The organism is Acinetobacter lwoffii (assembly GCF_052078135.1).
GTDB classification, from domain to species: Bacteria; Pseudomonadota; Gammaproteobacteria; order Pseudomonadales; family Moraxellaceae; genus Acinetobacter; species Acinetobacter lwoffii_Z.
Map to the genome: position 1 here is coordinate 1 of NZ_JBQGUZ010000012.1, position 26,838 is coordinate 26,838.

A 26,838-nucleotide genomic window follows, 5' to 3' on the forward strand; every position below is an offset into this window, starting at 1 on the left:
CCGCAGTTTGGTGGAAACCAAGATGCATTGCATCAAATTATTAGGCGATAAATTAATGGCAAGAAGCTTTCCTAGTCAGGTGAATGAAATTCATGCACGTGTAGCAGTCCTCAACAGATTTACGGAATTAGGTCGACCACTTACCCAAGTTACGCCTTAAATTTGGCTCAATTAGGGGCGCTTTGCATTTCAAATCTTTGTGCAACAAAGCCGAATTTATCTGAAAACTAAAGGCAAGTTATTACAATCTCAGCTCATTAATTAAGCTCTAACTATATTTCGATACATAGTTTCTAGTGATTAAAAAATGGTCAATATTAGATAACAAACTATAATATTTGTTTATTTATGTAATAAATTTGCGATATATTGTACAGAATATTTCAATTATTATACAAAATATACATATTGAAACCATATTGCTTTGTTCGTAGAACGCAGAAATTTTCATCTTTAATTTATTTTTTTAATGGGGTTGTTATGCATCATATTTTAAAAGGGACTTTAATTTCTGCGCTATTTTCTGTGTCGGTCACTTCACAGGCAGCAGTATTTAGTAGTTATAATGAAGAAGGTAGTTTTTTCCGTAGTCATTTGAATAGCGCTTTATCTGAAAACCTCATTACTCAGTTTAAGGACAAAGCTGATTCAAAGGATGGAGTTTTATATTTACTTGAACAAGCCCGCTTATTACAAGTCAACCATCAATATGAAGAAAGCCGAGATTATTATAAGCAAGCCTTTACGCTGTTAGAAAAACAAAAAAATCGGGCCAAAATTAGTGTGTCCCGAATGGGGTTTAAGGCTCTTGCCATGGTCAGCAATGACTCTGTAGTGCCTTATCTGGTACCAGCACATGAGCAGGTGCTGGCGCATATTTCCCAAGCTAAAAACTATATTTTCTTAAAGGATCTGGAAGCTGCTGCGGTAGAAATGCGCGTGGCTCAGGGCCTCCAGCGTGAAATCGAATTGTTGCACCAAAAAGAACTAGAAAAGAAAAAAGACAAAGTAGCTAAAAACACGGAAGCAGAGAAGAATCTAAGTGTGCTGGATGAAGCTTTTGTCGGTCTGGACCCCATAGCCGGCAAGATTAAGAACAGCTATCAGAATGCCTACGCTTTTTATATGGCAGCCAATTTATGGGAAACCTTGGGTGAATACAATGATGCCTTGGTTGATTATAAGAAAGCTTATGAGTTACAACCAGATAAGCAAATTTCCGAAGACGTGAAACGTCTGGATCAACTGGTCACACAGCATAAGAAGGGTAGTGTTCCGGTGATTGTATTTATCGAACAGGGAATTGTACCGCAAAAGGTGGAAAATAAAATTGATGTCCCTACACCGGGCGGTTTAATCAATATTGCTTTTGCGACCTATGAACCAAGTACCTATGTGATACCAACTAGCCTGAAAGTGAAAGTCAATAATAAAGCTTTACAAGACAGTTATGTGATTAGTGATATTGGTGCTTTGGCCGTCAAGGACCTCAAAGAAAAAATTATGGCGAATGTGAGCAGTCAGGTGCTGCGCGCCACTGCAAAATATGCCGCACAAAAAGAACTTGGTAACCAGTTTGGTGTGTTTGGTCAACTTGCCGGTAACGTCTTAAATATGGCGACTGAGCGTGCTGACTTGCGTGGCTGGAGTACCTTGCCGAGTAATGCCCAGATTGCGCGCTTAAATTTAACGCCGGGCAAACATAATTTACAACTTTCTAGCGGGAGTGTATCTAGCTCTCCGGTCACCCTAGATGTGAAAGCCAATCAAACAGTGTTTGTCTATGCCCATCATGTTAATGACAAAATTACGGCTAGTGTAAGCACCATTCCACATTAATCATAAATAAGGGAACAATATGAAACGTCAATTTAGCTTTGCTGTACTTGGTTTAGGGGCGCTGTTCATGGTGGGTTGTACCGCACCGAATGCCTTATCTACCCAAACCAATGCCAATAATGAAATGAGTATCCGCACCATTACCAATAATCCGGTATTAACTACGGAAGTCTTTGTGGAACGTGTGAATATGAGCTTGGTTGGTGATTTAAAGCGTGCTTCAATCGCGATCAAAAACCGCCGTTTTAACAATAAAGATTTTAGCTACAAGATTGTTTGGGTGGATGCACAAGGTGTGGAAGTTAATCCTGAAGGTGCCATCTGGAAGCCGATCCAGTTAACCGGACGTGAAACCAAAGGTGTGCAGTCCTTGGCGCCAAATCCATCTGCTGTTGATGTTGTTGTGTATTTGAAAAAATAAGAGAGACTTGAAATGAACGCAAAATTGATTTTCGCCGCATTGGCAACTACGACACTGCTTAGTGGCTGTGCCTCTACTGGTTCAGTAAGTTATGGTGATGCCCAAGCAGTCGAAACCTTAACCACAGACTTTGGTTCAACTGACTTGCAAATGATTGCAGCCAAAATGGTGGATGACATGTTGATGTTCCCGCCAGTGGTGCAAATGACCCAAAACCGCCGTCCGGTCATTGTCCTTGATCGGATTCATAACAAAACCCAGGAACATATCGATACCGAATCGATTACTGACAGTATTCAGAACAAACTAATCAATTCTGGAAAATTTCGTTTTGTTGATATGAAATCGGTGAATGCGGTGGCACAGCAGCTAGCTTATCAAAAGCAAAGCGGTATGGTGAACCAGTCAACAGCAGTACGTGCCGGTGGTCATATTGGTGCCGAATTTATGCTAAATGGCAACTTGTCGAGTATTGTGAAGAATGCCGGTGGCAAGAGTGATGTGTATTACAAGTTCACTTTTAAATTGCAAAACCTGCAAACTGGTATCGTAGAGTGGACTGGCGAGAAAGAAATCCGTAAGGCAGGCAAACGCTCGACTTTTGGTCTGTAATTTCAATGAAGGTCACTGTGCTTTTGGCACAGTGACTGTAGAAGAATATAATATGAAAAAAATATTACTTGCAGGCCTGTTGTCTGGATTGTTGAGCGCTCCGGCCTTTGCAGCCATTAAAGAAGTGGTTAAAGAAGCCAGTGGAAGTGGTCCAACTCAACACCAGGCGATTTCTGAAGCCTTATTAATTGCTGTGCAATCGGTAAATGGTGCTTCAGTTTCTTCCCAAATGAATTATGAAGAGACTGTTTCTGTATCGGTGAATAATCAGGGCTGGAGTTATAACGGTAAAGTTTCACCAGTTTTTAGTGTGGCAAATCAAGGTTCAGGTTCAGTGACCAAGTTTCAGGTGCTGAGTGTGACGGGTGCAAAAAATAATTACCGTGCCAAAGTTCGCGCACATGTGGTGAAGTTTGAATCGACTGTACAAGACCAGCATTTGCGCAGGATTGCAGTATTGCCATTCCAGATGGCCGAGAAAAATAACCGACTGGCCAATGACACATCTGCCTATGAGTTTAGTCAGGAATTATCCGATACTTTAGGAAATTATCTGGCTCAAAGCGGACAGTTGAGTGTGGTAGATCGTCATTATCTGGATGAAATGCAGTCTGAAAATGCATTCCTGTATTGGGATGGTGCACCGCATGAGCTGGCGCGTATCGGTCAGAAAGTTGGAGCAGACTATTTACTGGTGGGACGAATTAATGATCTGTCTAGTGCCAGCCATCAGCAAATGTATGGTTTGAATGCCGGCGCTGAACAAGTGCGTTTAAGCTGGCGTGTCATTGAAGCCAATACCAGTAAAGTGGTAGCAGCGGGCACTTTCAATCGAACTCTGTCTAATTTAATGACACAGAATATTCTGACCAATAGTTTAAATGACAGTACGGCGGATAAAATTGCTCAGGGCTTAAACCCGGAAATTTTACAGGGCTTAAAATTACAGCCTGTACAGTCGCAGACTGGTCAATCTTATGATTCATCACCGGGCTATGAAATGACGCCAGGTTCAAGCGATCAACCTGTAAAATGGTAAGTTAATATTAGTTCGAATGATTTTTAACACATAAAGAATCTCTGACCTAAATGCAGGGATTTTTTATGTGTCGCTTTACAAGTAGCTCAAGCCTGCTGAAATTTTAGCTGACGTAACTGGCGGGCATGTTGCAAGGTGGTTTCACTAATCTCCACACCGCCTGTCATTCGAGCAAGCTCCTGAATAATTTCATTTTCTTCAAGGTTGATGATTGTGCTGCTGGCAGGATCAGTCTGCTGTTTTTTTACCAGTAGATGCTGATCAGATTGTGCTGCTACTTGTGCCTGATGGGTAATACACAGAATCTGTACATGTTGGGCCAGATCGGCCAGTAAACGCCCGACAATTTCTGCCGTACCGCCACTAATCCCGACATCAATTTCGTCAAAGACCAATACTTCGGCTTCGGTTTTTTCCGCATTCATGACTTGCATCACTAGCGCAATACGCGAGAGTTCACCGCCTGATGCAACCCGGGCCAAAGGCTGTGCCGGAATGCCTTTATTGGCCGTGAAAAGTAGCTGGATAAAGCTCAGGCCTTCGCTAGATGGCTGTTCCAAAGGCTCAAACTTAAACTCAAAATGCGCTTCAGGCAATGCCAGTTGTTTCACCTGCTCAGTGAGCTGCTTGGCTAACGGTGCTGCGGCTTCACGGCGAATCTGATCCAGATGTTGGGCTTTATCCAGAAACTCCTGATAAGAAACCGCGACCTGTTCAGCCAGTGTTTCCGGATCTTCCAGTTGATGCAGCTGTTCTAATTCGGTTTGCCAGGCTTCATATTCTTCTTTGAGTAATTCTGGCTGGGTACGATATTTACGTGCCAGACGATGGAAGATTTCTAAAGTCGAATTTAGTACTTCCATGCGTTCCGGATCAAAACTCTGCCGATCCATAAACTGGCGTAAATTCGCTGCTGTATCTTCAAGTTCGCTTTGGGCATTCAGCAGGGAGGTGTAAATTCCGGAAAGCTGTTCGCTACGACCGGCATGTGATTCCATGCGACGTAGAATGGAAGCCAGTTCTTGGGAAATATTCTGTTCGCCTTCATCCAGACTATTCAGGCTATAGACACAGTCCTGCATGATCGCTTCATGATGGGAAAGCCGGTCAAATTCCTGTTCAATCTCCTGATAATCCGTCTGAACAATTTCTTCCAGTTCTTCTAGCTGCAGTTCCAAGGTTTCCATGCGTTGCTTACGGGTCGCTTGTGCATCTAGCGCTGCCTGATGCTGACGAATATTTTTCTGCCAAGTGCTATACGCATCACGTACTGCTTGAGCCGGCGCATAAAAATGATAATAACGATCCAGCCAGTGCTTCGGATAAGGTGGTTCTAATAATTGTTGCTGACTATGCTGGCTATAGAGTTGTACTAGTAAACGCCCAATTTCTTTCAGTTCAGACAGGCTGCTCGGACGTCCATTGATCCAGGCCTTACTACGGCCGGTGGCAAAAATCACCCGGCGTAAATGAATTTCACCTGATTCATCATCCAGCTCATGCTCTTTCAACCAGGCTGCTTCAGGACTGTGTTCCTGATAGTTGAAGCTGGCGGTGACATCCGCCTTTTCCGTACCATAACGCACATAATTGGTATCGGTTCGCTCACCCAGACAGGCAGACAATGCATCCAGTAAGAGGGATTTACCTGCACCGGTTTCACCGGTTAAAACGTTAAAACCTTTATCAATATCAATAGCAAGATGCTCGGCTAAAGCAAAATTGATCAGAGTTAAATGTGTCAGCATAAACGCATCCGGGCTGCGAAAAGTTTGATTGAAATAGCCTGATGTTGGATTTGGGTCACAACATGGCTGTGATTATTATAAATCAGGACGAATCAATTTCATTCTATCTTAAATTTTAACGATTCATATATGCTTATTTCACTGTATTTTCGCAAGAAGCTGACTCAGAAGTATGTTAATTCACTGCTGATTTTCATATTTTTGACATCCCCAATCTTTAAATTAAAGACTCAATTGAGCCTGTTTTTAAAAGAGCGCGTGCAGATCGAAACTTAAGTTTATCTATCAGCAAAATACAGGCCAAAACATGCTGTAAATAGAAGGGGTTCAGGTGATACAGAATATTTGATCGACGCCGACAAACTTCGATTGATTAGTTGAGGGTGCACATTTAAACTACAGCAATCAAAATATTACAAAATGCTTTATCTGGAGAAATCGCATGTCAGCTCAGTTTGATCATGTATCGGTACTTAAAAAATCTAATGTATATTTCGGCGGGTTGTGTATTAGCCACATTGTACAATTTGAAGACGGGACCAAAAAAACTTTGGGTGTCATTCTGCCATCAGAAAATGCCTTGACCTTTGAAACACATGTTCCTGAGCGCATGGAAATTGTTTCAGGTGAATGCCGTGTTCAGATTGGCGATAGTGAAGAAAGTGAGTTGTTCCGTGCGGGACAGTCTTTCTATGTGCCGGGCAATAGCCGTTTTAAAATTGAAACCGATGATGTGCTGGACTATGTCTGCCATTTTGAAGGTTAAGTCCAGATTCAAGATCAGTGCAAACCGGGCAAGAAATTTCAGTGCGAATCGGTTAAACTAATCAGCTATAGAAATCCTGTGAAGTCAGCTTTACGGGATTTTTCTTTTGTATATAACTAATCTAGAGGTCGTTCATGGCAAAACCTGAATATTTTTATGGCGTACATTCAGTGGAGTCATTGTTAGAGCTTGAGCCTGAACGTGTCTTGACATTATTCACTCTCAAAGGGCGCGATGATCAGCGTTTAAAGCGTGTACTGGAACTGGCTGAACCGTTTGGGATCAGTGTGCAGCAAGCCAGCCGTGACAAACTAGAAAAATTGGCCGGTCAGCCGTTTCATCAGGGGGTCGTAGCCGCAGTTCGTGCTCATCCGACCCTGAATGAAAAAGATCTTGAGACATTGTTGAGCGCAAATCCTCAAGCGTTGTTATTGGCTCTGGATCATATTACCGATCCGCATAATCTCGGTGCCTGTATCCGTACAGCCGCTGCAATGGGCGTTGAGGCAGTGATTGCGCCACGTGATCGTTCTGCAACTTTAACCCCGACAGCACGTAAAGTGGCTGCAGGTGGTGCGGACAAAGTCAAATTCATTCAGGTTACCAATCTGGCACGTACTTTGGGTCAAATCAAAGAAGATTTTAATGTTCGTGTGGTTGGTACCATGCTGGATGAAAAAGCGCTGCCGATTCAGGAGTTTGATTTCACCGGTACTGGTGTCTGTGTGGTGATGGGTGCGGAAGATACCGGTCTACGTCCAATTACACAAAGCCAATGCGATCAGACGGTGTATATCCCGATGGCGGGTAATCTGCAAAGCCTGAATGTCAGTGTGGCGACCGGTATGGCACTGTATGAAGCTTGCCGTCAGCGTAACCTGTAATTGATGATGGCATTGTCAGATCGTACACAAGGCTATGTCTTTCTACTGACGACCATGTGTATCTGGGGCGGTTTTACTTTAACCGCCCGTCTGAATGCGCTGTGGCAGATCAGTGCTTGGGATATCGTGGCTCTGCGGTTTTCTCTGGCTTTTCTGATTCTGATGCCGATCTTGCTCTATCGCAAGGAGGCGGCTTTTTTACTGAAAAAAGAACCCTTTATTCTGGCCATGATTGGCGGAGTAATTTACTGTCTGTTTGCCTATAGCGCCTTTCATTATGCGCCTACCGCCCATGCCGCGATTTTCTTGAATGGCTGTATTCCGATTTGTACTGCCATCATGGCTTTTTTCCTGATGGGGCAGGCTTTTGATAAGCATACCTGGGCCAGCCTGATTATTATGATTGCGGTGCTCTGTATCATGAGTCTGCTGATGTATCGGGAAACTGGTGTAGCCTTTGGGGCAGGGGATGGGCTATTTTTTATCAGTGCAATACTCTGGGCAATTTTTACCGTGTTATTGCGGAAATATCAGTTAACTGCATGGCAGGCAATGAGCGGTGTCGCGATCTGGTCAGCGGTGGTTTACGTACCTGTTTATCTGCTGTTTTTACCCAAAAATTTGAGTGTGCCAGAACCCCAGCATTTATTGTTTCAAACCATCTTTCATGGGGTTTTTGTGGTAATTATTGCCACTTTAAGCTATGTCGAAGCAATCAAGCGTCTCGGTGCATTTAAAGCCGGTAGTATTACCAATCTTGCACCATTTATTGCTGCGATTCTGGCGGTGCCTTTATTAAATGAAGCGCTGAGCCTGGCCATGGTGTGTGGCCTGATGGGTATGGCAGTTGGGGCCTTACAGCCGTGGCGCTGGTTACAGCATCAGGACAGTCTAAGCCGAAAATTAGCAGAACAAAAAAAACAGTCTTAATCAGACTGTTTTTTTTATGCTTCAGCTGGCTGCCATGTTTAAATATTTTTGATGTAATAGTCTGAGATGAGCATAGAGATGATCCAGATGACCATCATTTAGGACAATATCATCGGCCATGGTCTGCTTTTGTTCGCGGGACATTTGGGCAGCAATGATATTGCGAATTTGTTCGATATTCTGGCCGTCGCGTTGTGAGGCCCGCTCAATTTGCAGTTCGATGGTGGCATCAATCAGTAAGGTATGCTGAGTCAGTTCATGCTGATTGGTTTCAAATAAAAGTGGTGAAACCAGAATGGCATAGGGACTTTGCGCAGCATGTAGTTGCTGGATAATGGAAGTGCGAATTGCCGGATGGGTAATACTTTCCAGAGTCTTGCGTGCTTCAGGAGATTGGAAGATATATTCACGCAAGGCACGACGATTCAGTGAGCCATCGGCAAGCAGTACCCAATCGCCAAAAACCTGCTGAATCTGGATAAGTGCAGGTTGCCCAATTTCGACCACTTCACGTGCTACCACATCGGCATCGACTACCGTGATGCCTTGTGCTTCAAACCACTGACTGGCAGCAGACTTGCCACTGCCAATCCCACCAGTTAAACCGAGTACAAATTTCAATTTATTGACCTAAATACACTTTCATAATTTGTTCACCCCAAAGAAAAGCAATCCAGCCGGCAATCGCAATATAAGGACCAAAAGCAAAAGGCTGATTTTCCTTGCGGACTTTTAGCAGGATGATGCCAATAATCGCACCTACCAGGGAAGACAGCAGCACAATTAAAGGCAATAATAATGGACCCATCCAGGCACCCAAAGCGGCTAGCAATTTAAAATCGCCATAACCCATGCCTTCTTTACCGGTGATGATTTTAAACAGGTAGTACACCACCCATAGACATAAAAAACCAATGATATACCCCCAGATGGCAGCGCTTGGGGAAGTATAGAGTGCATAACTATTCACGCCCAGACCAAGTGCGGCTAGGGGCAGGGTATAACGGTCAGGCAATAACTGGGTGTCAAAATCGATAAAGGTCAGCGCAATCAGTACATAGGTCAGGATCAGGCCAAATAGCATTTGTACAGTCGGGCCAAATACTTCGACGACCATGAGTGCACAGACGGCTGTCAGAATTTCAATGAATGGGTAACGGATACTGATCGGATTCTGACAGTTGCCACATTTGCCGCGCAAGAGCAGCCAGCTGATGACGGGAATATTCTGGTACCAGCGGATTGGCTGATGACATTTGGGACAAGTCGAAGCGGGTTTGCTTAAACTTAATTTAGTTTCATCAATCACCGGCTGTTCCGGATGCAGGAACATCTGGCAATCGGTACGCCATTCTTTTTCCATCATCTTGGGAGTACGGTAGATCACCACATTCAGGAAGCTACCGATACATAAACTAAAAAGCCCAACTGCGATATACAGCGCCGTTGGGTTTTGAATAAAATAAGAAATAAGATTACTGAACAAGATATTTAACCTGCCGATTAGCCAACGATTGAGCCCATTTGAAAGATTGGAAGGTACATGGCAATCACTAGACCACCGACGAGCACACCTAGAACAGCCATGATCAAGGGTTCCATCATCGAGGTTAAGCCATCGACCGCATTATCCACTTCGTTTTCATAATGCGTGGCAACTTTATCTAGCATGGCATCTAGCGCACCTGATTCTTCACCAATCGCGACCATTTGTACCGCCATAGATGGGAACTTGTTGGTGACCCGCATGGCAAACTGAAGTTGTTGGCCTGTGGCAACATCTTCACGGATTTTCATCACCGCATCCTCATAGACTACGTTATTGGTGGCGCCGGCAGTGGATTCTAGTGCATCAATTAGCGGTACACCTGCGGCAAAAGTGGTGGCGAGGGTACGGCTATAACGGGCAATAATGGCTTTATAAACCAGATCACCAAAAATCGGGGCTTTCAGCGCTACTTTATCCAAGAAATCACGGAACTTTTTACTGCGTTTTTTAGTTTCTAAAAATACTGTAATCATTATGCCGATACAAATGAGTAATAGAAACCAATAGGCCTGCATCCACTTAGACATTGCTACAACCATTTTGGTGAAAGCGGGTAAGTCTGCGCCAAATGAGGAGAATACATCTTCAAAAACGGGTACTACTTTAACCATCAAAATAATTGTTACAATTAAAGCGACAATCATCACTGAGATAGGATATTTCATGGCTTTTTTGATTTTTTGCTTGAGCAATTCGCTTTTTTCTTTGTAAATCGCAACGCGATCTAGCATGGTTTCTAGCGCACCAGATTGTTCACCTGATTCAACTAAAGAGCAAAATAAGTTGTCAAAGTACTGTGGATATTTACGCAGTGCTCCAGCGAAAGTATTACCACCTTCAACTTCGCCCTTAATTCCCAGTACGACCTCACGCATGGATGGATTTTCCAGGCCCTCTGCAACAATTTCAAAGCCTTGAACCAGCGGTACACCGGCTTTCATCATGGTCGCCAACTGTCGGGTAAAAATTGTAATATCGAGTGTCGAGACTTTTTTCTTCATCAAGCCTTCGAGAATGTTTTTTTTCTTTTCTCGAATGGTTTTTATGCTAATGCCTTGTTTCCGAAGGGTGACCTTGGCCAGAGCCATATTTTTTGCTGGCAATTCCCCCTTGATCTTTACCCCTTTACGATCAATTCCTTCATAGCTGAAGATCGGCATCATCTGGCCTTTCTTTACTGTTGCCATACCTTTATCCTTATTTTAGATCAGCGCCCGATCATTCGCTGGTGACACGATTGACTTCCTGTAAAGAAGTCACCCCCTGTATCACCTTGATTAAACCTGACCGGCGTAAATTGTTAAAACCTGCACGTGCGGAAGCATCGGCAATTTCAAGTGCATTGCCGTCTTCCATAATAATTCTGGAAATTTCGGGTGTTACCTTCATAACTTCATAAATACCGACACGACCTTTATAGCCTTCGCGACATTCATTGCAACCTACCGGTTCATAAATTTGGAACTCAGGCTGCTGCAGGTCAGTTTCGGTAAACCCCATTTCTAATAAACTTTGTTGCGGAATATCGGCAGGTTTCTTGCATTGCGAACACAAACGACGTGCCAGTCGTTGTGCAATAACCAGGTTCACCGAAGTGGCAATATTGAAAGAAGGCACCCCCATATTGCGTAAACGGGTTAAAGTCTCAGGCGCACTATTGGTATGCAGCGTCGACATCACCATATGACCGGTCTGCGCCGCTTTAATCGCAATCTCGGCAGTTTCCAGATCCCGGATCTCACCGACCATTACGATATCCGGGTCTTGACGTAAGAAGGACTTCAGTGCGGCAGAGAAGGTCAGGCCAACTTTATTGTTAACATTGACCTGATTAATGCCTTGCAAGTTAATCTCGACCGGATCTTCCGCTGTCGAAATATTGGTATCTTCACGATTGAGGATATTCAGACCGGTATAAAGAGAAACTGTTTTACCAGAACCCGTCGGGCCGGTGATCAGCAGCATTCCTTGTGGTTTGTCCAGCGCCTGCATAAACAGTTCTTTTTGTTCCGGTTCATAACCCAGTGCATCAATTCCCAGCATCGCGCTGGATGGATCCAGAATACGTAGTACCAGCTTCTCACCAAACAGGGTAGGGAGAGAGTTGACACGGAAATCAATGGCTTTGTTTTTGGATAATTTTAGTTTGATTCGACCATCTTGCGGTACACGTTTTTCCGAAATGTCCATTTGCGACATGACTTTAAGACGTGAAGATAAACGAGTTGCTAGCTGTAGCGGCGGTGTTGCAATCTGGCGTAATACCCCATCGACCCGGTAACGTACCCGATAGATTTTCTCATAAGGTTCAAAATGTAAGTCTGAAGCCCCCATACGGATCGCATCAATTAGTAATTTATTAATATATTTAACAATAGGGGCTTCTTCCCCCTTGTTACTGTCATCCTCTTCTTTATTCGGATCAGCAGATTCGACATCAACATCTAAGTCAAAGTCTTCATCAAACTCAAACGTGCTTTCTTCGGTAAAATTCTGCTCGATCAGTTTTTCAAGTTTATTGTGTTCAACAATAATGGTTTCAATATTGAGTTTAGTTGAAAAACGGACTGCATCAATTGCTTCGATATTGGTCGGGTTACTGATTGCAACATATAAAATACTGGAATTTTTAAAAATCGGCAGGATGCGATGCTTGGTAATCAGCTTTTCATCAATCGCATCCCGCAAAATTTGGGCAGGATCATAGGCACTGATATCAAACAGTGGTTCGCCAAACTCAACTGAAATCGTTTCAGCAATGACGGTCGGAGAAAGCTGCTGCTGGTTAATTAACTCAGCCACAATATCGACTTTTTCTTGTTTAGCATGCGCCAACGCAGTGCGCATATCTTCAGCCGAGATGACGCCTTCCTCGACCAAACGACGAATAAATCCGGTAAATCTTGGCGACCCCTGTAATGCTGTCATGCTATAAATGCCTACTCATCAAATTCTTTTAATTGCTATACTAAAATTATACGTTTGTTACGTAAAAATACCATAGCTAAGAGTGCTGCTAGCTTCCTCATCTCCAGTAAAAGCATGAACTGGTTAGAAGAAGTCCCCATTTTTTTAAGTGATAACAAAAAATAACCATTTTGGATAGTCTAAACCGAGAATGAGTGATAAGAAAACTATTCTTTTAATTTTCCAATTCCGTGTAGAATGTGCCCAATTCAAAATATGTAAATGAAATAGGTTAATTATGTCGGTTTCGACGATTACCCCTTGGGTGATAGGTAACTGGAAAATGAATCCAGTACAGGCAGAGGCATTGAGCTTGGTGCGTAGTATTAAGAATTTGCTGGAAACTGCACCAATTGCCGAAGATCAATGTCATTTAGGTGTGGCACCGATTGCGATTGCCTTAAGCCAGATTCAGGCAGAGCTGTCATCTGCGGTTCGTCCGATTTATACCGTAGCACAAGATGTTTCACGTATTTCAGGAACGGGTGCCTATACCGGTGAAGTCAGTGCTGAATTGTTGGCCGATAGTCAAATTCACTATGTACTAGTGGGTCATTCTGAACGCCGTGAAATATTTGCAGAAAATGCTGATATTTTAAATGCTAAAATCAAGAATGCTTTAAGTGCCGGTTTGACTGTGATTTATTGTGTCGGTGAAAGTCTGGAACAGCGTGAAGCAGGGCAGGCGGAAGCTGTCGTATTACAACAAGTTTGTGATATCGCTACTGTGGTTGAAGCGGAGCAATGGAACAATATCGTGATTGCCTATGAGCCGATCTGGGCGATTGGTACAGGTAAAACGGCTTCTCCTGAAGATGCGCAGGCCATGCATGCACAAATCCGTCAAGGTTTAAGTCAGATTACAGGCTATGGCGAGAGTATGGCGATTTTATATGGTGGTAGTGTCAAGCCGGAAAATGCAGTAGAGTTAGCAGCCTGCCCAGATATCAATGGGGCATTGGTCGGTGGTGCATCACTCAATGCTGAGTCGTTTCATAAAATTGCTCAGGCATTTGCAAATACACAATAATTAGGAGTTCGGCATGCAAACTTTTGTGCTGGTAGTACATATTATCTTAGCTGTTTTGATGATTGTCTTGATTTTGGTTCAGCATGGTAAAGGTGCAGATGCTGGTGCCTCTTTCGGTGGCGGTGGTGCAGCAACAGTATTCGGAGCATCGGGTTCGGGTAATTTTATGACCCGTTTGACTGCAATTTTTACTGCACTGTTCTTCGTGACCAGTCTGACTTTGGCGATTTTAGCCAAGCAACAAACCTCGAATGCCTATAGTTTGGGATCGGTTCAGTCTGCGCCGACCGCACCTGTGCAATCGAATGAAACTTCACCAACTGCACCAGAAACGACCGAATAGTTTTAATTAGTCCTTTCTTTTTTTCAGTGATGCGACTAGAATGCGTCACAGCTGCGGTGGTGGTGGAATTGGTAGACACGCTACCTTGAGGTGGTAGTGCTTTCGGGCGTGGGGGTTCAAGTCCCCCCTTCCGCACCAACTTATAATCCAGAAATTTAAGTTGGTGTATGCAGCTGAAAAACTTCTATTGATGCGGGATGGAGCAGTCTGGTAGCTCGTCGGGCTCATAACCCGAAGGTCGTTGGTTCAAATCCAGCTCCCGCTACCAATCAATCCTTTTTAAAGACGCAAACTTTCAAGAGGCAGCTTAAACAGGTTTTAAGTTGAGAAAATTAATTTGCATGTTGTTGCGGGATGGAGCAGTCTGGTAGCTCGTCGGGCTCATAACCCGAAGGTCGTTGGTTCAAATCCAGCTCCCGCTACCAATCTTTTAAAGATGCAAAATTTAAAAGCAGTTTAAGTACTTTAGACTGAAAGTTATTTGTACGCTGATGCGGGATGGAGCAGTCTGGTAGCTCGTCGGGCTCATAACCCGAAGGTCGTTGGTTCAAATCCAGCTCCCGCTACCACTTTTTTAGCGACAGATGACAAATATGCAGAATGATGTGGTTTTGATTGAAAAGTTCTCATCTTTTGTATATAATTTTTGCACGTTGATGCGGGATGGAGCAGTCTGGTAGCTCGTCGGGCTCATAACCCGAAGGTCGTTGGTTCAAATCCAGCTCCCGCTACCAAGTTTCTAAAAAGAGGCTCACAACAAGGTGGGCCTTTTTGCACAGTGGGATTTGAAAAAATCTTAAATTGTGCATTAATTGGGGCGATTTACGCCCTTTTTTATTGGCTATCGTGTAGTGTCGACATTATTTGGTCAAATCTCCATGTTTCACTACTACTATAGTTTGTATTGGTTTGTAGTGGTCAAATAGATCATAAAATCGCACCAGATGACGAGAGTAAATGAAGCTATCAAATAAAACTCAAGCACTTCAGGACTTGATTGCACCAGCAGTTGAAGCCTGTAATGTAAACCTTTGGGGGATTGAATTCCTGCCACAGGGTAAATGTTCGTTATTACGTATCTACATCGACAAGCCAGTCGATGAGAGCGTTGCACCAGCAATCAATGAAGATGGTGAAGAAGAGCAGGGGCGTGGTATTGGCGTTCAGGATTGTGTGCGTGTCACGCAGCAAGTGGGCGCAATGCTGGATGTTCATGATCCGATCTCGGGTGAATATTCACTCGAAGTATCTTCGCCAGGCTGGGATCGTCCATTCTTCCAGCTCGAACAGATGTCAGGCTATATTGGTCATACCGTAGCACTACGTCTGATCAGTGCGGTAGATAACCGTCGTAAATTCCAAGCCAAACTGGTTGCAGTCGACCTAGACAATGAAATGATTCAAGTTGAAGTAGAAAAGCAACAGGTATTGGAGATCGACAGTCACAATATCGATAAAGCAAATTTGGTCTTCCAAGATTAATTGAATAAATAAAAATTTAACGAATAGGTGACGTATGGCACGTGAAATTCTGACCGTCGTTGAAACGGTTAGTAACGAAAAAGGTGTACCTCGTGAAGCGATCTTTGAAGCGCTTGAGCAAGCTTTAGTTGCTGCGACAAAGAAAAAATTCTACGAAGGAACACATTCGGAAGAAGCACGTTTACGTGTGGAAATTGATCGTAAAACAGGTGACTATCGTACTTTCCGTCAGTGGGAAGTGGTTGCAGACGAAGACCATGAAATGCCAGCTTGTCAGGATGCCATCTCTGATGTCGATCCGGCAAAATGGTCGATTGGCGACATTCGTGAGCTTGAAGTGGAATCGATTGACTTCGGTCGTATTGCAGCGCAAATTGCCAAGCAAGTGATCGTACAGAAGATCCGTGAAGCAGAACGTGCACTTGTAGCCGATGCTTACGAATCTAAAGTCGGCGAGCTGATCTACGGTGAAGTGAAAAAACAAACCAAAGACGGCTTTATCATTGACCTAGGTGACAATGCTGAAGCGTATCTTGCTCGCGAAGAAATGATTCCGAAAGAAATCCTTCGTCCGAAGCAACGCGTGAATGCGATTCTATTCAATGTCAACCGTGAAGGTCGTGGTGCGCAGTTACAACTGTCACGTGCTAAACCGGATATGCTGATTGCATTGATGAAGAAAGAAATCCCTGAGATTTCTGAAGAAATCATTGAAATTAAAGCGGCGGCTCGCCAACCAGGCGTTCGTGCTAAAATTGCAGTGAAAACCAATGACCACCGTATTGACCCGGTGGGTGCTTGTATTGGTATGCGTGGTACCCGTATTCAGGCTGTACAGCAAGAGCTCAATGGCGAGCGTATTGATGTGGTAGTTTGGTCGGATGATCCTGCGCAATATATCGCAAGTGCATTGGAACCAGCAGATGTATCGAGTATTGTCATCGATGAAGATGCACGTACTGCAGATATCATTTTCGCAACCAGCGATCAGTTGGCACGTGCGATTGGTTCACAAGGTCAGAACGTTCGTCTGGCATCTGAATTGACTGGCTACAAGCTGGACATGATGCTGGAAGAGGAATACTACGCCCGTCAACAAAACGAAGCGCAACAATATCTGGACATGTTTGTTACCCGTCTGGATATCGCGGAAGATTTGGCGATGGCATTGGTAGAAATGGGCTTCACCTCGCTTGAAGAAATTGCTTATGTCCCTGCAGAAACGTTTGATGAAATCGAACTAGATGCGGAACTGGTTGAACTACTGCAAAGCCGTGCGAAAGAAATTGCACTTGCTGATGCATTACACCAGCAAGAGAACATACAAGCGCCAAGTGAAGAACTTGTTGCAATGGAAGGCATGACAGTAGAGATCGCGCAAGCGCTAGCAGCTCGTGGTGTGGTAACAGTGGATGATTTAGCAGATCAGGCGACTGACGATATCGAAGATATTGAAGGTTTGGGTGCTGAGAAAGCGGGTCAACTCATTATGAAAGCGCGCGAATCATGGTTTAACTAGGAGGTAGTATATGACGGACAAGTCGATTAAAGAGTTAGCCCTCAACGTGGGTCGTCCAGTTGAGAAGCTCCTAGAGCAGGTTCGTGAGGCAGGTTTACCACAGCGTAAAGCTGACGATATTATTACCACCGAACAACAAGATAGCTTGATGAGCCATGTGAAAAAGTCACAGGGTTCAGAAAGCCAAGCAGGGCAAATCACGTTGAAACGTAAAACGACTAGTACGGCTAAAGTAGCCAGTACTTCAGGTAAGGCGAAAACGATTAATGTAGAAGTTCGCAAGAAGCATACATTTGTTAAGCCGGATCCAGAACAGATCAAAGCAGAAGCATTGGCGAAAGCCAAGGCTGAGCAACAGGCCAAAGCTGCGCCTGAGCAGAATACAGTGCAAGCTGCTTCTGCTGAAGCTCCAAAAACTGGCGTAAATAACGCGAATAAAGCTCTAGAAGCGATGCGTGCTGCTGCAAAGCAAACCAGCGACAAGCAAGAAGTTTCTAAAGCTGCAGTTGTGGTAAAACGCAAATCAACCAACAAGCCGATTGTGAAGCAAGTTGTTAAACCAACTGAAACCGCTGAACAGAAAAAGGCACGTGAAGCAGAAGCAGCAAAATTAAAAGCTGTTGAAGAAGCAGCACGTCGTAAAGCGGCTGAAGAAGCGCAGCAACGTACGCTTGAACAAATGCGTCAAATGGCGTCTAAGTACACCGCGGAAGATACCACTGCAACTATTCGTGTTGTTGATGATTCTCCTCTGGCTGCCGGTCTTGTTGGTCAGGCATATGAAGACTCTTTTGCAAAAGAAGACCGCGAAATCAAACGTGGTACGAATACGCCGAGCGCGCGTGCACCTAAAAAAGGTGGTCGTCGTGGTCAGGAAGAGCAAAGCTTCAGCAAACAGCCTAAGCGCGGTTTAAAAACTAGTCAAGGCAACAAGCACGGCTTCGAAAAACCTGTGAAAAAACAGGTTTACGATGTTGAAATCGGTGAAACGATTGTCGTTGCTGACTTAGCTGCGAAAATGGCAGTTAAGGTTCGTGAAGTGATTAAATCACTCATGAAAATGGGTGAATTGGTTACTCAGAACCAGGCAATTGATCAAGAAATTGCTGCACTTGTTGTTGAAGAAATGGGCCATAATCCGGTGCTGGTTTCTGATACACAAGCTGAAGATAACCTGCTTGAAGCAGCTGAAGAAGCACGTGGTGCGCAATCTACGCGTGCGCCTGTTGTTACTATTATGGGTCACGTTGACCATGGTAAAACATCACTGCTTGACCGTATTCGTCGTGCCAAAGTGGCTGCTGGCGAAGCAGGAGGTATCACACAGCATATCGGTGCTTACCATGTAACTACTGATAAAGGTATGATTACATTCCTTGATACTCCGGGACACGCAGCATTTACTGCAATGCGTTCACGTGGTGCGAAAGCAACAGATATCGTGGTTCTAGTTGTTGCAGCAGATGATGGTGTAATGCCACAAACTGCAGAAGCAATTGACCATGCACGTGCTGCAGGTACACCAATCATTGTTGCAATCAACAAGATGGATAAAGAATCTGCTGATCCAGATCGCGTTCTGAATGAATTGACTGTGAAAGAAATTGTGCCAGAACAATGGGGTGGTGACGTTCCAGTGGCAATGGTTTCTGCACATACTGGTCAAGGCATTGATGAACTTCTTGATATTATTTCGATTCAAGCTGAACTTCTAGAGCTTAAAGCATCTGAAGAAGGTGCTGCACAAGGTGTCGTAATTGAAGCACGTGTAGACAACAGCCGTGGTGCGGTAACGTCTATTCTGGTTCAAAATGGTACATTGAAAGTAGGTGATCTTGTTCTTGCCGGTTCATCTTATGGTCGCGTTCGTGCGATGACGGATGAAAATGGTCAGCGTATCAAATCTGCAGGTCCTTCGATTCCAGTGGAAATTCTGGGTCTTCCAGAAGCGCCAATGGCAGGTGATGAAGTTCTTGTGGTCAGCGACGAGAAGAAAGCACGTGAAGTTGCCGATGCGCGTATGGATCGTGAACGTCAAAAACGTCTTGAGCGTCAATCTGCAATGCGTCTTGAAAACATCATGGCGTCTATGGGCAAGAAAGATGTGCCTATCGTGAACGTTGTGTTGAAAACTGACGTACGCGGTACCTTAGAAGCATTACACGTTGCACTTGCTGAGCTTGCGACTGACGAAGTTAAAGTACGTATCATTGGTTCTGGTGTAGGTGCGATTACTGAGTCTGACGTGACATTGGCTGAATCTTCAGAAGCAGTTCTACTCGGCTTTAACGTACGTGCGGACAACGCTGCGCGTCAAAAAGCAGATGCAGACAGTATCGACATTCGTTACTACTCAATCATCTATCAATTGATTGATGATGTGAAAGCAGCAATGAGCGGTAAGCTTGCACCAGAACATCGTGAAACGATTCTGGGTGTTGCACAAGTACGTGAAGTATTCCACTCAAGTAAGTTTGGTGCAGCTGCGGGCTGTATGGTACTTGAAGGCGTATTGCATCGTAACAAACCGATTCGCGTATTACGTGATGACGTGGTTGTGTTCCAGGGCGAGCTTGAATCTCTTCGTCGCTACAAAGAAGTGGTTGAAGAAGTTCGTGCCGGTATGGAATGTGGTCTTGCGGTGAAAGGCTATAAAGACATCAAAGCACTTGATAAGATCGAAGTGTACGATGTTCAATTGATTAAACGGAGTCTTTAATGGCGGGTAGTCAACGTCTGAAGCGTATGGCGGATACAGTACAACGCGAGTTGTCCGAACTGATCCGTCAGGAGCTGAAAGATCCACGCTTAGGTGGTCTGGTGACCATCTCTGCGGTGAAGGTGAGCCCAGACCTGGGATATGCGGAAGTTTATGTCACTGTGATGGGACGTGAACTTGGCGATGAGCAAAGCCAAGAGGCCAATAAAGAAACTCTGGATGTGTTGAACAAAGCATCTGGTTTCCTGCGCCACGAGCTGAGTCGTCGTATCAAAACCCGTATTACGCCTCGTCTACGTTTCCATTACGATAAGACCAATGCATATGGTAACTATATGTTTGGTCTGATCGCTGAAGCAGTGAAGGACTTACCTGAAGCTGAAGCAAAAAAAGATGATGAATAAGTCTTAGGACTAAAAAAGCCACCTTCGGGTGGCTTTTTTATCTCTCTATTTTGAGATTTAAGAAAATTTGAATTGCTTGCTCAATTAACCTAAATCATCATTGCGATTGATTTTCTTTTCATAAAAGGTACGACGGCGTGAACGCTGCCAAGGCAGGGGACGTTCCAGCGTTTCCGGCACTTCGCCACTCAAAGAGCGTAACCGCAAATGCAATGCAGCCTGTGCCATCAGATTGGCGGATACCGGCGCAGTAATAAAGGCAAACAGGGTAATCAGCACTTCCGCAAAGCCGAAACGGCCATACATGGCAGAGAAAATAATTGCTGCAATTAAGAAACTGCCGAGGCCCAAAGTACTGGATTTGGTTGGTGCATGCAGACGCATGAACAGATCGGGCAAGCGCACCATACCAATTCCGCCAACCAGCATAAAGAAAGCACCAATCAATAGAAAAATCGACACCAGTATTTCTAAAATTAAAGACATTTAAAAACTCCTAGTCGATGACATGGCCAGTGGTAAAATAACGTGCCAAGGCTGCGGTAGAGACAAAGCCCAACATCGCGACCAAGAGTGCACCTTCAAACAGAAATGTACTACTCCAGTAAATACCTAAAATCACCACCAGACAGGTGGCATTCAGAAATAGAGTGTCCAGTGCCAGCAGTCGGTCAACAATAGAGGGGCCGGTAATCAGCCGGATCAGACACAGTAACATGGAGATGGTTACCGCACCCAGACAAATCAATAATGCATAAGGTAGAATCGTCATGCTTTTTCTCCTGATCGTGCATTAAAAATCTCAATGAGCGGGCGTTCATAGCGCTGTTTGATCGTTTCGATTTCTGCTGCTTCATCCTCTGTGCTTAAGGCATGCACCAGAATATCACCACGATCCTGATCAATCCCTGCAGATACCGTGCCCGGTGTGGTGGTAATAATCATCGCCAGCAAGGTGTTGACTTCTTCATGTTCGGTATCTAAAGGCACACGGAACCATTTCGGATGCAGGTTCTTGGTTGGACCAAGCACCAGTTTTGCGACTTTAATATTAGCTACGACAATATCCCAAACTACGACGAAGAACAGGTGCAGGGCAGGAGTCCACTGGATATTGGGGGTATAGTCAATAAAGGGTTCGACCATACGTGGAATGATGACTGCGAGTAGCAAGGCCATCAGTAGGGTTCCAGCGTCCAGGCTGTGTGCCAGTAAAACCCAGCTCAGTCCCACAATTACAGAAACCAGCGGATGTGGGAACCAGCGTTGAAATAATGATCCAGCCATTAAGGTCCCTCCGCCGGTTTAAGTTGATTATCATCATATTCGGTCTGTTCAATATGCTGCTGGTCAATCTGGCGTTGCTTGAATTCTGAAATATGTTCACCTTTCAAGGTCGCTTCTGAAATCACATAAGGAATCAGATGCGCATTAGGATCTATCACCTCACCACCATATTTGGTTTCTGGCAAATACCTCGGATCGAATGGCTGCACGCTAATAAACTGACCTTCTGCATCCGGTTTTAACAGTGCGGCTTCATAGACCGAATTTTTTTTGATCTGTTCCGCAGTCTGATAATTATATTGATAAATCGGTCCGGCAAACACCACGTAGGCGGTTAAGCTCGCGAGCAATATATAAATCACCCGGTCATTGCGTGCCGGCGCTTTACTCGGCAGGGCTTCATATTTATGAAACTCTTCAGAATCAAGATCATCTTCAGGTCTGCTCGAACGCCAGAACAGGATAAAACCGACCCGGGTAAAAGCCAGAATACTGAGAAAACTTACCAGCAAAATGGTCAGGATAATAATCATCTGATAATCTGAATTAGCAGAAGCCTGCAAAATAAAGATTTTACCGAAGAATCCACTAAACGGTGGCAGGCCTGCCATCATCAAGGCGATGATGAAATAGACAATCGAAACCAGCTTGTTCTGTTTCATCAGTGGGGCGATTTTAAAATGATCTTTAAATTCGCCACGCTGTGAGGTAATCCAACCCGACAGAATATAAAATGCGGCCGCAATCAGGGTGCTGTGTACCAGGTAATATAGCGCACCCGCCCAAGCCGCAGTATTATTCAGGCCAATGGCCACCAAAATCGTTCCGACTGAAGACAGCACCATAAAACCGACAAAACGGCGCAGACGTTCGGTGCCAATCGCACAGATCACCCCATAGACGGATGTGACCAGGCCAATCACTAGCAGACAGTTCATCAGAATCTGATGGCTATATTCATCATCAAAAACCGTGCCGTTGATCCGCAAAATCGCATAAACCCCGACTTTGGTCATGATGGTAAAGAGCGCGGCAACAGGAGTCGTGGCTACTGCATAGGTTTTGGGTAACCAGAAACCCACCGGCAGCATTGCTGCTTTGATTCCAAACACCACAAACAGCATCAAGCCACCAGCAACCGCCAGTTTATGCTGATCTTCTGCAAGGGTTGGCAGCAAACGGGCCACATCAGCCATATTCAGGCTGCCGACACTGCCATAAATCATCCCGAGTCCAATCAGGAACAGCGCAGACGCCAGCAGGTTAATGGTGACATAGTGAATTCCCAGCTGAAAACGTGCCTTACCTTGTCCATGCAACAGCAGTACATAAGACGCCATCAGCAAAATTTCAAAGAATACGAACAGGTTAAACAAGTCACCGGTTAGGAATGCACCAGTCAGACCCATCAGCAGGAAATGCACCATGGCATGGAAATAACGGCCGCGTAAGTCCCATTCTTTACTGGCATACCAGACCACAGGCAAGGCGAGCGCATAGGTCAATACCAGCATCATGGCCGAGAGCTGATCCAGCACCAGCACGATCCCGAATGGTGCTGCCCATTCGCTGAGGGTATAGACGCTGATTTGGCCCTGACTGCTGTTTATCAGATAACTGACGGCAATGATTAGGCCCAAGATTCCCGAGAGATGGCTGATACCACGACGCCAGGGTTGACGCCAGTCCGTGATCAGAGAGCCTGCACCCGGATTTCCCAAAAGTATCAAGGCAAAAGCGGTAAAGGCCGGCAAAAGAATGCTGAAAATAGGAGTATGTTGAGTCCAGAAATTGAGAAGATCAGTCATTAAGGCTCATCCTCACGTGGATCAATCTGGGGGATATCTTCTTTTGAGTCAACGTGGTCTGTTCCTGATTCGTAGCGGCTACGCAGTGCCAGTTGGACAATAAAGGCAGTGGTGGCAAAGCCAATCACGATGGCCGTCAGCACCAGTGCCTGAGGAAGAGGATCGGTCACATTCGAAGCTTCGGTTAATACTGCAGGCGAATTCATCTGAATCCGGCCCATGGCAAATAAAAACAGGTTGACCGCATAACCAATCATGGCCAAGCCCAACACCACCGGGAAGGTACGCGCCCGCAGGATCAGATAGATGCCTGTGGCTGTCAGCAGGCCAATCGCGGAGGCTAATAAAAATTCTAAACTGATCATTCTATTATCCTCTTGGTACTGGGCCAGACATGCTTGAGTGACGTGAATCGCCCAAGACAGAAATCATCAGCATGGTGGCACCGACGACAGTGACATAGACGCCGACATCGAATAGCGCAGCCGAAGCTAAATGCATTTCTCCAATAATGGGCGGAGAGACATAAATATGTGCACTGGTCAGGAATGGACGTGACCAGAACCAGGCTGCGATTCCAGTCAATCCTGCAATCGTTAAGCCGATCCCGATCCAGATTTCATACAGGCGACCGGATTTGGCGCCAAGCAACTGTTCGGTTTTGTCCTGTCCCACTGCGATATATTGAATAATAAGTGCCAGTGAAGTCACTAGTCCGGCAATAAAACCACCGCCCGGCAGGTTATGGCCACGCATAAAGATATACAGGCTGACTACCAGCGCGACCGGCAAAATCCAGGATGCGGTAATACGCAACATCAGCGGGGATGGGTTAAAACGATAGGTCAGGCCCTGGGTCATGGTGGTACCATGCGCACGCATGCCATCCATCAGGCTCAGAACACCAATCGCGGCAATGCCGAGTACGGTAATTTCACCGAAGGTATCGAAACCACGGAAGTCGACCAGAATCACATTCACCACATTGGTTCCGCCGCCCAGAGGAATGGACTGTTGCAGGAAGAACCATGAAATGGAATTGTGATCACGGGTCATGATCAGCCAGGCAATTGCTGCAATCCCGAGACCGCCGCCCAAGGCAATAATGGCATCACGCCAGCGACGGGTCGGACTCGATTCATACGGAGTTAGTTGTGGCAGTAAAGATAAACTCATCAGGAGCAGAACCGTGGTGACCACATCGACCGTAATCTGGGTCAATGCCAGATCGGGCGCCGAAAAGCCGATAAAGACCATGGTGACGACCAGACCGACTGCACCGCTAATCAGTACCGCTTTAATCCGTTCATGATGGAACCACAGCAGCATCCAGCAAGCCGAGAATAGCAGTAACCACAAGATAATCGCCAGGGCAGGAGCATGGGTCAGCTCGCGCGTACCCGTACCCACCGCATTGCTGAGTAATGGGAATCCCACCAGGCCGACGGTAAAAATCACAATCCATAATAAATAGCTTTGTAATTTGCCATTTTCAGTGGCACGGCGGAAACGACGTGAATTCAGCAGCAAATTTTTCAAAAATAGATCGAACAGTATCCGGCCCTGTAAGCGGCCCAGTTTTGGATCCAGGTCGATTTCACGTAAGGCGCCACCTTTGGCGAGAGAAAAGTAAAAGATTATTCCGCCGAGCAGAGCAATCACACTCATCAGAAGGGGCAGGTTGAAACCATGCCAAAGCGCCAGATGAGTGCCTTCAAAGGCAAAATTCTGGGTGGTGGCTTGAGTAGTGCTGTTGACAATTTTTTCCACCAGAAGAGCCGGTAATAGACCGACTAAAATACATAAAATTGCTAACAAAGTGGCCGGTGCGCGCATACCAAAGGCAGGTTCATGTGCATCTTTATTCGGGACCTGCTTGCCTAGCGGACCATCGAAAAAGACTCCATGCACCAGTCGAATGGAATAAGCCACCGCAAAAATCCCGGCCAGTGTCGCGACAATAGCAGAGCCGACCATAAGTGGACCACTTAAACTGGCGACCAGTTCGGTAAAGAACATTTCCTTAGACAGGAAACCATTGGTCAACGGTACACCTGCCATGGATGCTGCCGTGATCATGGTCAGTGTTGCGGTAAAGGGCAGTAATTGCCACAAGCCAGACAGTTTACGTAAGTCACGGGTACCGGATTCATGATCGATGATGCCGGCAATCATAAACAGTGCCGCTTTAAAGGTGGCATGGTTAATAATATGGAAAATCGCTGCTGCAACAGCCAATGGTGAACCAATCCCGAGCAGACACATGATCAGACCTAAATGGCTGATGGTGGAATAGGCGAGCAAGCCTTTCAGGTCTTCCTTAAAAATGGCAAAGAAGGCGGCCATGCACAGGGTAAACAGACCAACAAAGGTCACAATATTATGAAACAGTGCAGCACCGGCAAAGATCGGGAGCAAACGTGCTACCAGGAATAAACCGGCTTTGACCATGGTGGCCGAGTGCAAATAGGCAGAGACCGGTGTCGGTGCAGCCATGGCATTCGGTAACCAGAAGTGAAACGGGAACTGCGCACTCTTGGTAAAGGCACCGAGTAAAATCAGCAACAGGGTTGGAACAAATAAATGATGGGACTGAATCTGTTCAGTCATCATCAGGATTTGGTCAAGCTGATAAGTGCCGGTGATTTGACCAAGCAGGACAAAACCGCCCAGCATCGCCAGACCACCCATTCCGGTAATGGTCAGGGCCATACGTGAGCCACGTTGCGCCGCTTCGTAATTGCTCCAGTAACCCACCAGCAGGAAGGATGAAATACTAGTCAGTTCCCAGAAAATCAATAAGATAATCAGGTTATTCGACAATGAAATTCCGAGCATCGCCGCCATAAATAGCATCAGCAGGAGATACAGTTTGCTCAGTGAATTTTTTGGATTGAGATAATAATAGGCATAAATATAAATCAGTGTACCAATTCCGCTGATCAGCAAGGCAAACAGCAGTCCCAGAGAATCCAGGCGAAAACTGAAATCGATGCCGAGCTGGGGCAGCCAGGACCAGGTCTGGGTAATCACTGCACCATCAAATATGGCGGGCGCCTGACTCAATAATAATAAGAAACTGCTGAGGCTGACACCAATTGCCCCTAAAGCCGTTACCCCGCGCGAAAATTGTTTCAGCCACGAGACAAGGGTTGTGCCTAATACTAACGGTAACAATATAATAATCGGCAGCACACTCGTATCCATTGTCATGATTTAGGTTTTGACCAACCTAAGGTGAATCTTTATCTTTCAAGGATTACAGGACCCCAAGGAGTGACCCAAACTTCTCAATCTTGAAAGCCAAAAGAATATTCAAAAAGAATATAAAACAGTTGTATTGCGCAACTTATAAACGATAGCAAATTCCGATTTTACAATGAAATTCGCAAATAAAACCGATCATATTACAGGATAACAACAACATCAACGTTTTTATGTAGAACTTATAAATTATACGCCGGCTCGGATTTAACAGGCGCTGCATGCTT

The 26,838-nt window shown here is 45.2% G+C and carries 24 protein-coding genes, 5 tRNA genes and 1 pseudogene; 19 read left to right on the top strand and 11 right to left on the bottom strand.

Annotated elements, in window-relative coordinates; all coding sequences use genetic code 11:
• From ACTL4S_RS09310 to ACTL4S_RS09330, 5 genes and pseudogenes are all read left to right on the top strand, one after another.
• A pseudogene (locus ACTL4S_RS09310) lies at positions 1-160 on the top strand (IS5/IS1182 family transposase); the annotation flags it as partial.
• 320 nt (positions 161-480) lie between these two features.
• Entirely contained in the window at positions 481-1,839 is a 1,359-nt protein-coding gene (locus ACTL4S_RS09315; protein WP_034438391.1) for a COG3014 family protein, read from the top strand.
• A 19-nt stretch (positions 1,840-1,858) separates the two neighbouring features.
• Positions 1,859-2,260 (top strand): YcfL family putative periplasmic lipoprotein, encoded by a 402-nt coding sequence (locus tag ACTL4S_RS09320; RefSeq protein ID WP_005248406.1) that lies wholly within the window; start codon positions 1,859-1,861, stop codon positions 2,258-2,260.
• Between the two features lie 12 nt (positions 2,261-2,272).
• The gene (lpoB, locus tag ACTL4S_RS09325) at positions 2,273-2,872 is read left to right on the top strand and encodes a penicillin-binding protein activator LpoB (RefSeq protein ID WP_005108476.1); all 600 of its coding nucleotides are present in this window, start codon (positions 2,273-2,275) and stop codon (positions 2,870-2,872) included.
• 52 nt (positions 2,873-2,924) lie between these two features.
• A complete protein-coding gene (locus ACTL4S_RS09330) occupies positions 2,925-3,911 on the top strand; it encodes a CsgG/HfaB family protein (RefSeq protein WP_005108477.1) in 987 nt (328 codons plus the stop codon).
• Between the two features lie 86 nt (positions 3,912-3,997).
• On the opposite strand, the gene recN is transcribed toward ACTL4S_RS09330, so the two are convergent.
• The gene (gene recN / locus ACTL4S_RS09335; protein WP_441299232.1) at positions 3,998-5,659 is read right to left on the bottom strand and encodes a DNA repair protein RecN; all 1,662 of its coding nucleotides are present in this window, start codon (positions 5,657-5,659) and stop codon (positions 3,998-4,000) included.
• Between the two features lie 442 nt (positions 5,660-6,101).
• Between recN and ppnP the strand changes: the two genes are divergently transcribed.
• The 3 genes from ppnP to ACTL4S_RS09350 all read left to right on the top strand — a co-directional run bounded on the left by ppnP (position 6,102) and on the right by ACTL4S_RS09350 (position 8,239).
• Entirely contained in the window at positions 6,102-6,425 is a 324-nt protein-coding gene (gene ppnP / locus ACTL4S_RS09340; RefSeq protein ID WP_004281089.1) for a pyrimidine/purine nucleoside phosphorylase, read from the top strand.
• A gap of 134 nt (positions 6,426-6,559) precedes the next feature.
• A complete protein-coding gene (gene rlmB / locus ACTL4S_RS09345; protein ID WP_441299233.1) occupies positions 6,560-7,309 on the top strand; it encodes a 23S rRNA (guanosine(2251)-2'-O)-methyltransferase RlmB in 750 nt (249 codons plus the stop codon).
• Positions 7,310-7,315: 6 nt separating this feature from the next.
• Positions 7,316-8,239, top strand: coding sequence for a DMT family transporter (locus ACTL4S_RS09350; protein WP_441299234.1), 924 nt, complete (start codon positions 7,316-7,318; stop codon positions 8,237-8,239).
• Positions 8,240-8,260: 21 nt separating this feature from the next.
• On the opposite strand, the gene coaE is transcribed toward ACTL4S_RS09350, so the two are convergent.
• The 4 genes from coaE to pilB are packed head-to-tail and all read right to left on the bottom strand — an operon-like array spanning position 8,261 to position 12,716.
• Positions 8,261-8,860, bottom strand: coding sequence for a dephospho-CoA kinase (coaE, locus tag ACTL4S_RS09355; RefSeq protein ID WP_441299235.1), 600 nt, complete (start codon positions 8,858-8,860; stop codon positions 8,261-8,263).
• 1 nt (position 8,861) lies between these two features.
• Positions 8,862-9,725 (bottom strand): prepilin peptidase, encoded by an 864-nt coding sequence (locus tag ACTL4S_RS09360; RefSeq protein WP_290446993.1) that lies wholly within the window; start codon positions 9,723-9,725, stop codon positions 8,862-8,864.
• A gap of 17 nt (positions 9,726-9,742) precedes the next feature.
• Positions 9,743-10,975, bottom strand: coding sequence for a type II secretion system F family protein (locus tag ACTL4S_RS09365; protein ID WP_441299236.1), 1,233 nt, complete (start codon positions 10,973-10,975; stop codon positions 9,743-9,745).
• A 31-nt stretch (positions 10,976-11,006) separates the two neighbouring features.
• On the bottom strand, positions 11,007-12,716 hold the full coding sequence (gene pilB, locus ACTL4S_RS09370; protein ID WP_441299237.1) for a type IV-A pilus assembly ATPase PilB: 1,710 nt from the start codon (positions 12,714-12,716) through the stop codon (positions 11,007-11,009).
• A gap of 277 nt (positions 12,717-12,993) precedes the next feature.
• On the opposite strand from pilB, the gene tpiA reads away from it, so the two are divergent.
• The 11 genes from tpiA to ACTL4S_RS09425 all read left to right on the top strand — a co-directional run bounded on the left by tpiA (position 12,994) and on the right by ACTL4S_RS09425 (position 20,252).
• Positions 12,994-13,785, top strand: coding sequence for a triose-phosphate isomerase (tpiA, locus tag ACTL4S_RS09375; RefSeq protein ID WP_441299238.1), 792 nt, complete (start codon positions 12,994-12,996; stop codon positions 13,783-13,785).
• A gap of 13 nt (positions 13,786-13,798) precedes the next feature.
• Positions 13,799-14,128, top strand: a complete 330-nt coding sequence (secG, locus tag ACTL4S_RS09380) for a preprotein translocase subunit SecG (RefSeq protein WP_148334344.1) — start codon at positions 13,799-13,801, stop codon at positions 14,126-14,128.
• Positions 14,129-14,181: 53 nt separating this feature from the next.
• A tRNA-Leu gene (locus ACTL4S_RS09385) sits at positions 14,182-14,266 on the top strand.
• A 53-nt stretch (positions 14,267-14,319) separates the two neighbouring features.
• A tRNA-Met gene (locus ACTL4S_RS09390) sits at positions 14,320-14,396 on the top strand.
• An 80-nt stretch (positions 14,397-14,476) separates the two neighbouring features.
• A tRNA-Met gene (locus ACTL4S_RS09395) sits at positions 14,477-14,553 on the top strand.
• Positions 14,554-14,620: 67 nt separating this feature from the next.
• Positions 14,621-14,697, top strand: a tRNA-Met gene (locus ACTL4S_RS09400).
• An 88-nt stretch (positions 14,698-14,785) separates the two neighbouring features.
• A tRNA-Met gene (locus tag ACTL4S_RS09405) sits at positions 14,786-14,862 on the top strand.
• Positions 14,863-15,085: 223 nt separating this feature from the next.
• A complete protein-coding gene (gene rimP, locus ACTL4S_RS09410; RefSeq protein ID WP_222110696.1) occupies positions 15,086-15,610 on the top strand; it encodes a ribosome maturation factor RimP in 525 nt (174 codons plus the stop codon).
• Positions 15,611-15,644: 34 nt separating this feature from the next.
• Positions 15,645-17,129 carry a transcription termination factor NusA gene (gene nusA, locus ACTL4S_RS09415; RefSeq protein ID WP_441299239.1) on the top strand — a complete coding sequence of 495 codons (1,485 nt, stop codon included), beginning with the start codon at positions 15,645-15,647 and terminating at the stop codon, positions 17,127-17,129.
• 10 nt (positions 17,130-17,139) lie between these two features.
• Positions 17,140-19,848: a translation initiation factor IF-2 gene (gene infB / locus ACTL4S_RS09420; RefSeq protein WP_441299240.1), complete on the top strand. Its 2,709-nt coding sequence runs from the start codon at positions 17,140-17,142 to the stop codon at positions 19,846-19,848.
• Positions 19,848-20,252 carry a ribosome-binding factor A gene (locus ACTL4S_RS09425; protein ID WP_004281108.1) on the top strand — a complete coding sequence of 135 codons (405 nt, stop codon included), beginning with the start codon at positions 19,848-19,850 and terminating at the stop codon, positions 20,250-20,252. The genes infB and ACTL4S_RS09425 overlap by 1 nt, the downstream gene beginning before the upstream one ends.
• Positions 20,253-20,336: 84 nt before the next feature.
• On the opposite strand, the gene ACTL4S_RS09430 is transcribed toward ACTL4S_RS09425, so the two are convergent.
• The 6 genes from ACTL4S_RS09430 to ACTL4S_RS09455 are packed head-to-tail and all read right to left on the bottom strand — an operon-like array spanning position 20,337 to position 26,554.
• Positions 20,337-20,738 (bottom strand): Na+/H+ antiporter subunit G, encoded by a 402-nt coding sequence (locus ACTL4S_RS09430; RefSeq protein ID WP_253147987.1) that lies wholly within the window; start codon positions 20,736-20,738, stop codon positions 20,337-20,339.
• Positions 20,739-20,748: 10 nt separating this feature from the next.
• A complete protein-coding gene (locus ACTL4S_RS09435; protein WP_005108490.1) occupies positions 20,749-21,024 on the bottom strand; it encodes a monovalent cation/H+ antiporter subunit F in 276 nt (91 codons plus the stop codon).
• The gene (locus ACTL4S_RS09440; RefSeq protein ID WP_441299241.1) at positions 21,021-21,539 is read right to left on the bottom strand and encodes a Na+/H+ antiporter subunit E; all 519 of its coding nucleotides are present in this window, start codon (positions 21,537-21,539) and stop codon (positions 21,021-21,023) included. The genes ACTL4S_RS09435 and ACTL4S_RS09440 overlap by 4 nt, the downstream gene beginning before the upstream one ends.
• Positions 21,539-23,347: a monovalent cation/H+ antiporter subunit D gene (locus ACTL4S_RS09445; RefSeq protein ID WP_441299242.1), complete on the bottom strand. Its 1,809-nt coding sequence runs from the start codon at positions 23,345-23,347 to the stop codon at positions 21,539-21,541. The genes ACTL4S_RS09440 and ACTL4S_RS09445 overlap by 1 nt, the downstream gene beginning before the upstream one ends.
• Entirely contained in the window at positions 23,347-23,712 is a 366-nt protein-coding gene (locus tag ACTL4S_RS09450; protein ID WP_219307513.1) for a Na+/H+ antiporter subunit C, read from the bottom strand. The genes ACTL4S_RS09445 and ACTL4S_RS09450 overlap by 1 nt, the downstream gene beginning before the upstream one ends.
• 4 nt (positions 23,713-23,716) lie before the next feature.
• A complete protein-coding gene (locus ACTL4S_RS09455) occupies positions 23,717-26,554 on the bottom strand; it encodes a monovalent cation/H+ antiporter subunit A (protein ID WP_441299288.1) in 2,838 nt (945 codons plus the stop codon).
• Positions 26,555-26,838: the final 284 nt, after the last annotated feature.

What these genes read in the sequence shown, in the direction of transcription:
- ACTL4S_RS09315 (WP_034438391.1), top strand. Translation starts at nt 481, where the DNA reads ATGCATCATATTTTAAAAGGGACTTTAATTTCTGCGCTATTTTCTGTG.
- ACTL4S_RS09320 (WP_005248406.1), top strand. Translation starts at nt 1,859, where the DNA reads ATGAAACGTCAATTTAGCTTTGCTGTACTTGGTTTAGGGGCGCTGTTC.
- lpoB (WP_005108476.1), top strand. Translation starts at nt 2,273, where the DNA reads ATGAACGCAAAATTGATTTTCGCCGCATTGGCAACTACGACACTGCTT.
- ACTL4S_RS09330 (WP_005108477.1), top strand. Translation starts at nt 2,925, where the DNA reads ATGAAAAAAATATTACTTGCAGGCCTGTTGTCTGGATTGTTGAGCGCT.
- recN (WP_441299232.1), bottom strand. Translation starts at nt 5,659, where the DNA reads ATGCTGACACATTTAACTCTGATCAATTTTGCTTTAGCCGAGCATCTT.
- ppnP (WP_004281089.1), top strand. Translation starts at nt 6,102, where the DNA reads ATGTCAGCTCAGTTTGATCATGTATCGGTACTTAAAAAATCTAATGTA.
- rlmB (WP_441299233.1), top strand. Translation starts at nt 6,560, where the DNA reads ATGGCAAAACCTGAATATTTTTATGGCGTACATTCAGTGGAGTCATTG.
- ACTL4S_RS09350 (WP_441299234.1), top strand. Translation starts at nt 7,316, where the DNA reads ATGGCATTGTCAGATCGTACACAAGGCTATGTCTTTCTACTGACGACC.
- ACTL4S_RS09365 (WP_441299236.1), bottom strand. Translation starts at nt 10,975, where the DNA reads ATGGCAACAGTAAAGAAAGGCCAGATGATGCCGATCTTCAGCTATGAA.
- pilB (WP_441299237.1), bottom strand. Translation starts at nt 12,716, where the DNA reads ATGACAGCATTACAGGGGTCGCCAAGATTTACCGGATTTATTCGTCGT.
- tpiA (WP_441299238.1), top strand. Translation starts at nt 12,994, where the DNA reads ATGTCGGTTTCGACGATTACCCCTTGGGTGATAGGTAACTGGAAAATG.
- secG (WP_148334344.1), top strand. Translation starts at nt 13,799, where the DNA reads ATGCAAACTTTTGTGCTGGTAGTACATATTATCTTAGCTGTTTTGATG.
- rimP (WP_222110696.1), top strand. Translation starts at nt 15,086, where the DNA reads ATGAAGCTATCAAATAAAACTCAAGCACTTCAGGACTTGATTGCACCA.
- nusA (WP_441299239.1), top strand. Translation starts at nt 15,645, where the DNA reads ATGGCACGTGAAATTCTGACCGTCGTTGAAACGGTTAGTAACGAAAAA.
- infB (WP_441299240.1), top strand. Translation starts at nt 17,140, where the DNA reads ATGACGGACAAGTCGATTAAAGAGTTAGCCCTCAACGTGGGTCGTCCA.
- ACTL4S_RS09425 (WP_004281108.1), top strand. Translation starts at nt 19,848, where the DNA reads ATGGCGGGTAGTCAACGTCTGAAGCGTATGGCGGATACAGTACAACGC.
- ACTL4S_RS09430 (WP_253147987.1), bottom strand. Translation starts at nt 20,738, where the DNA reads ATGTCTTTAATTTTAGAAATACTGGTGTCGATTTTTCTATTGATTGGT.
- ACTL4S_RS09435 (WP_005108490.1), bottom strand. Translation starts at nt 21,024, where the DNA reads ATGACGATTCTACCTTATGCATTATTGATTTGTCTGGGTGCGGTAACC.
- ACTL4S_RS09440 (WP_441299241.1), bottom strand. Translation starts at nt 21,539, where the DNA reads ATGGCTGGATCATTATTTCAACGCTGGTTCCCACATCCGCTGGTTTCT.
- ACTL4S_RS09445 (WP_441299242.1), bottom strand. Translation starts at nt 23,347, where the DNA reads ATGACTGATCTTCTCAATTTCTGGACTCAACATACTCCTATTTTCAGC.
- ACTL4S_RS09450 (WP_219307513.1), bottom strand. Translation starts at nt 23,712, where the DNA reads ATGATCAGTTTAGAATTTTTATTAGCCTCCGCGATTGGCCTGCTGACA.
- ACTL4S_RS09455 (WP_441299288.1), bottom strand. Translation starts at nt 26,554, where the DNA reads ATGGATACGAGTGTGCTGCCGATTATTATATTGTTACCGTTAGTATTA.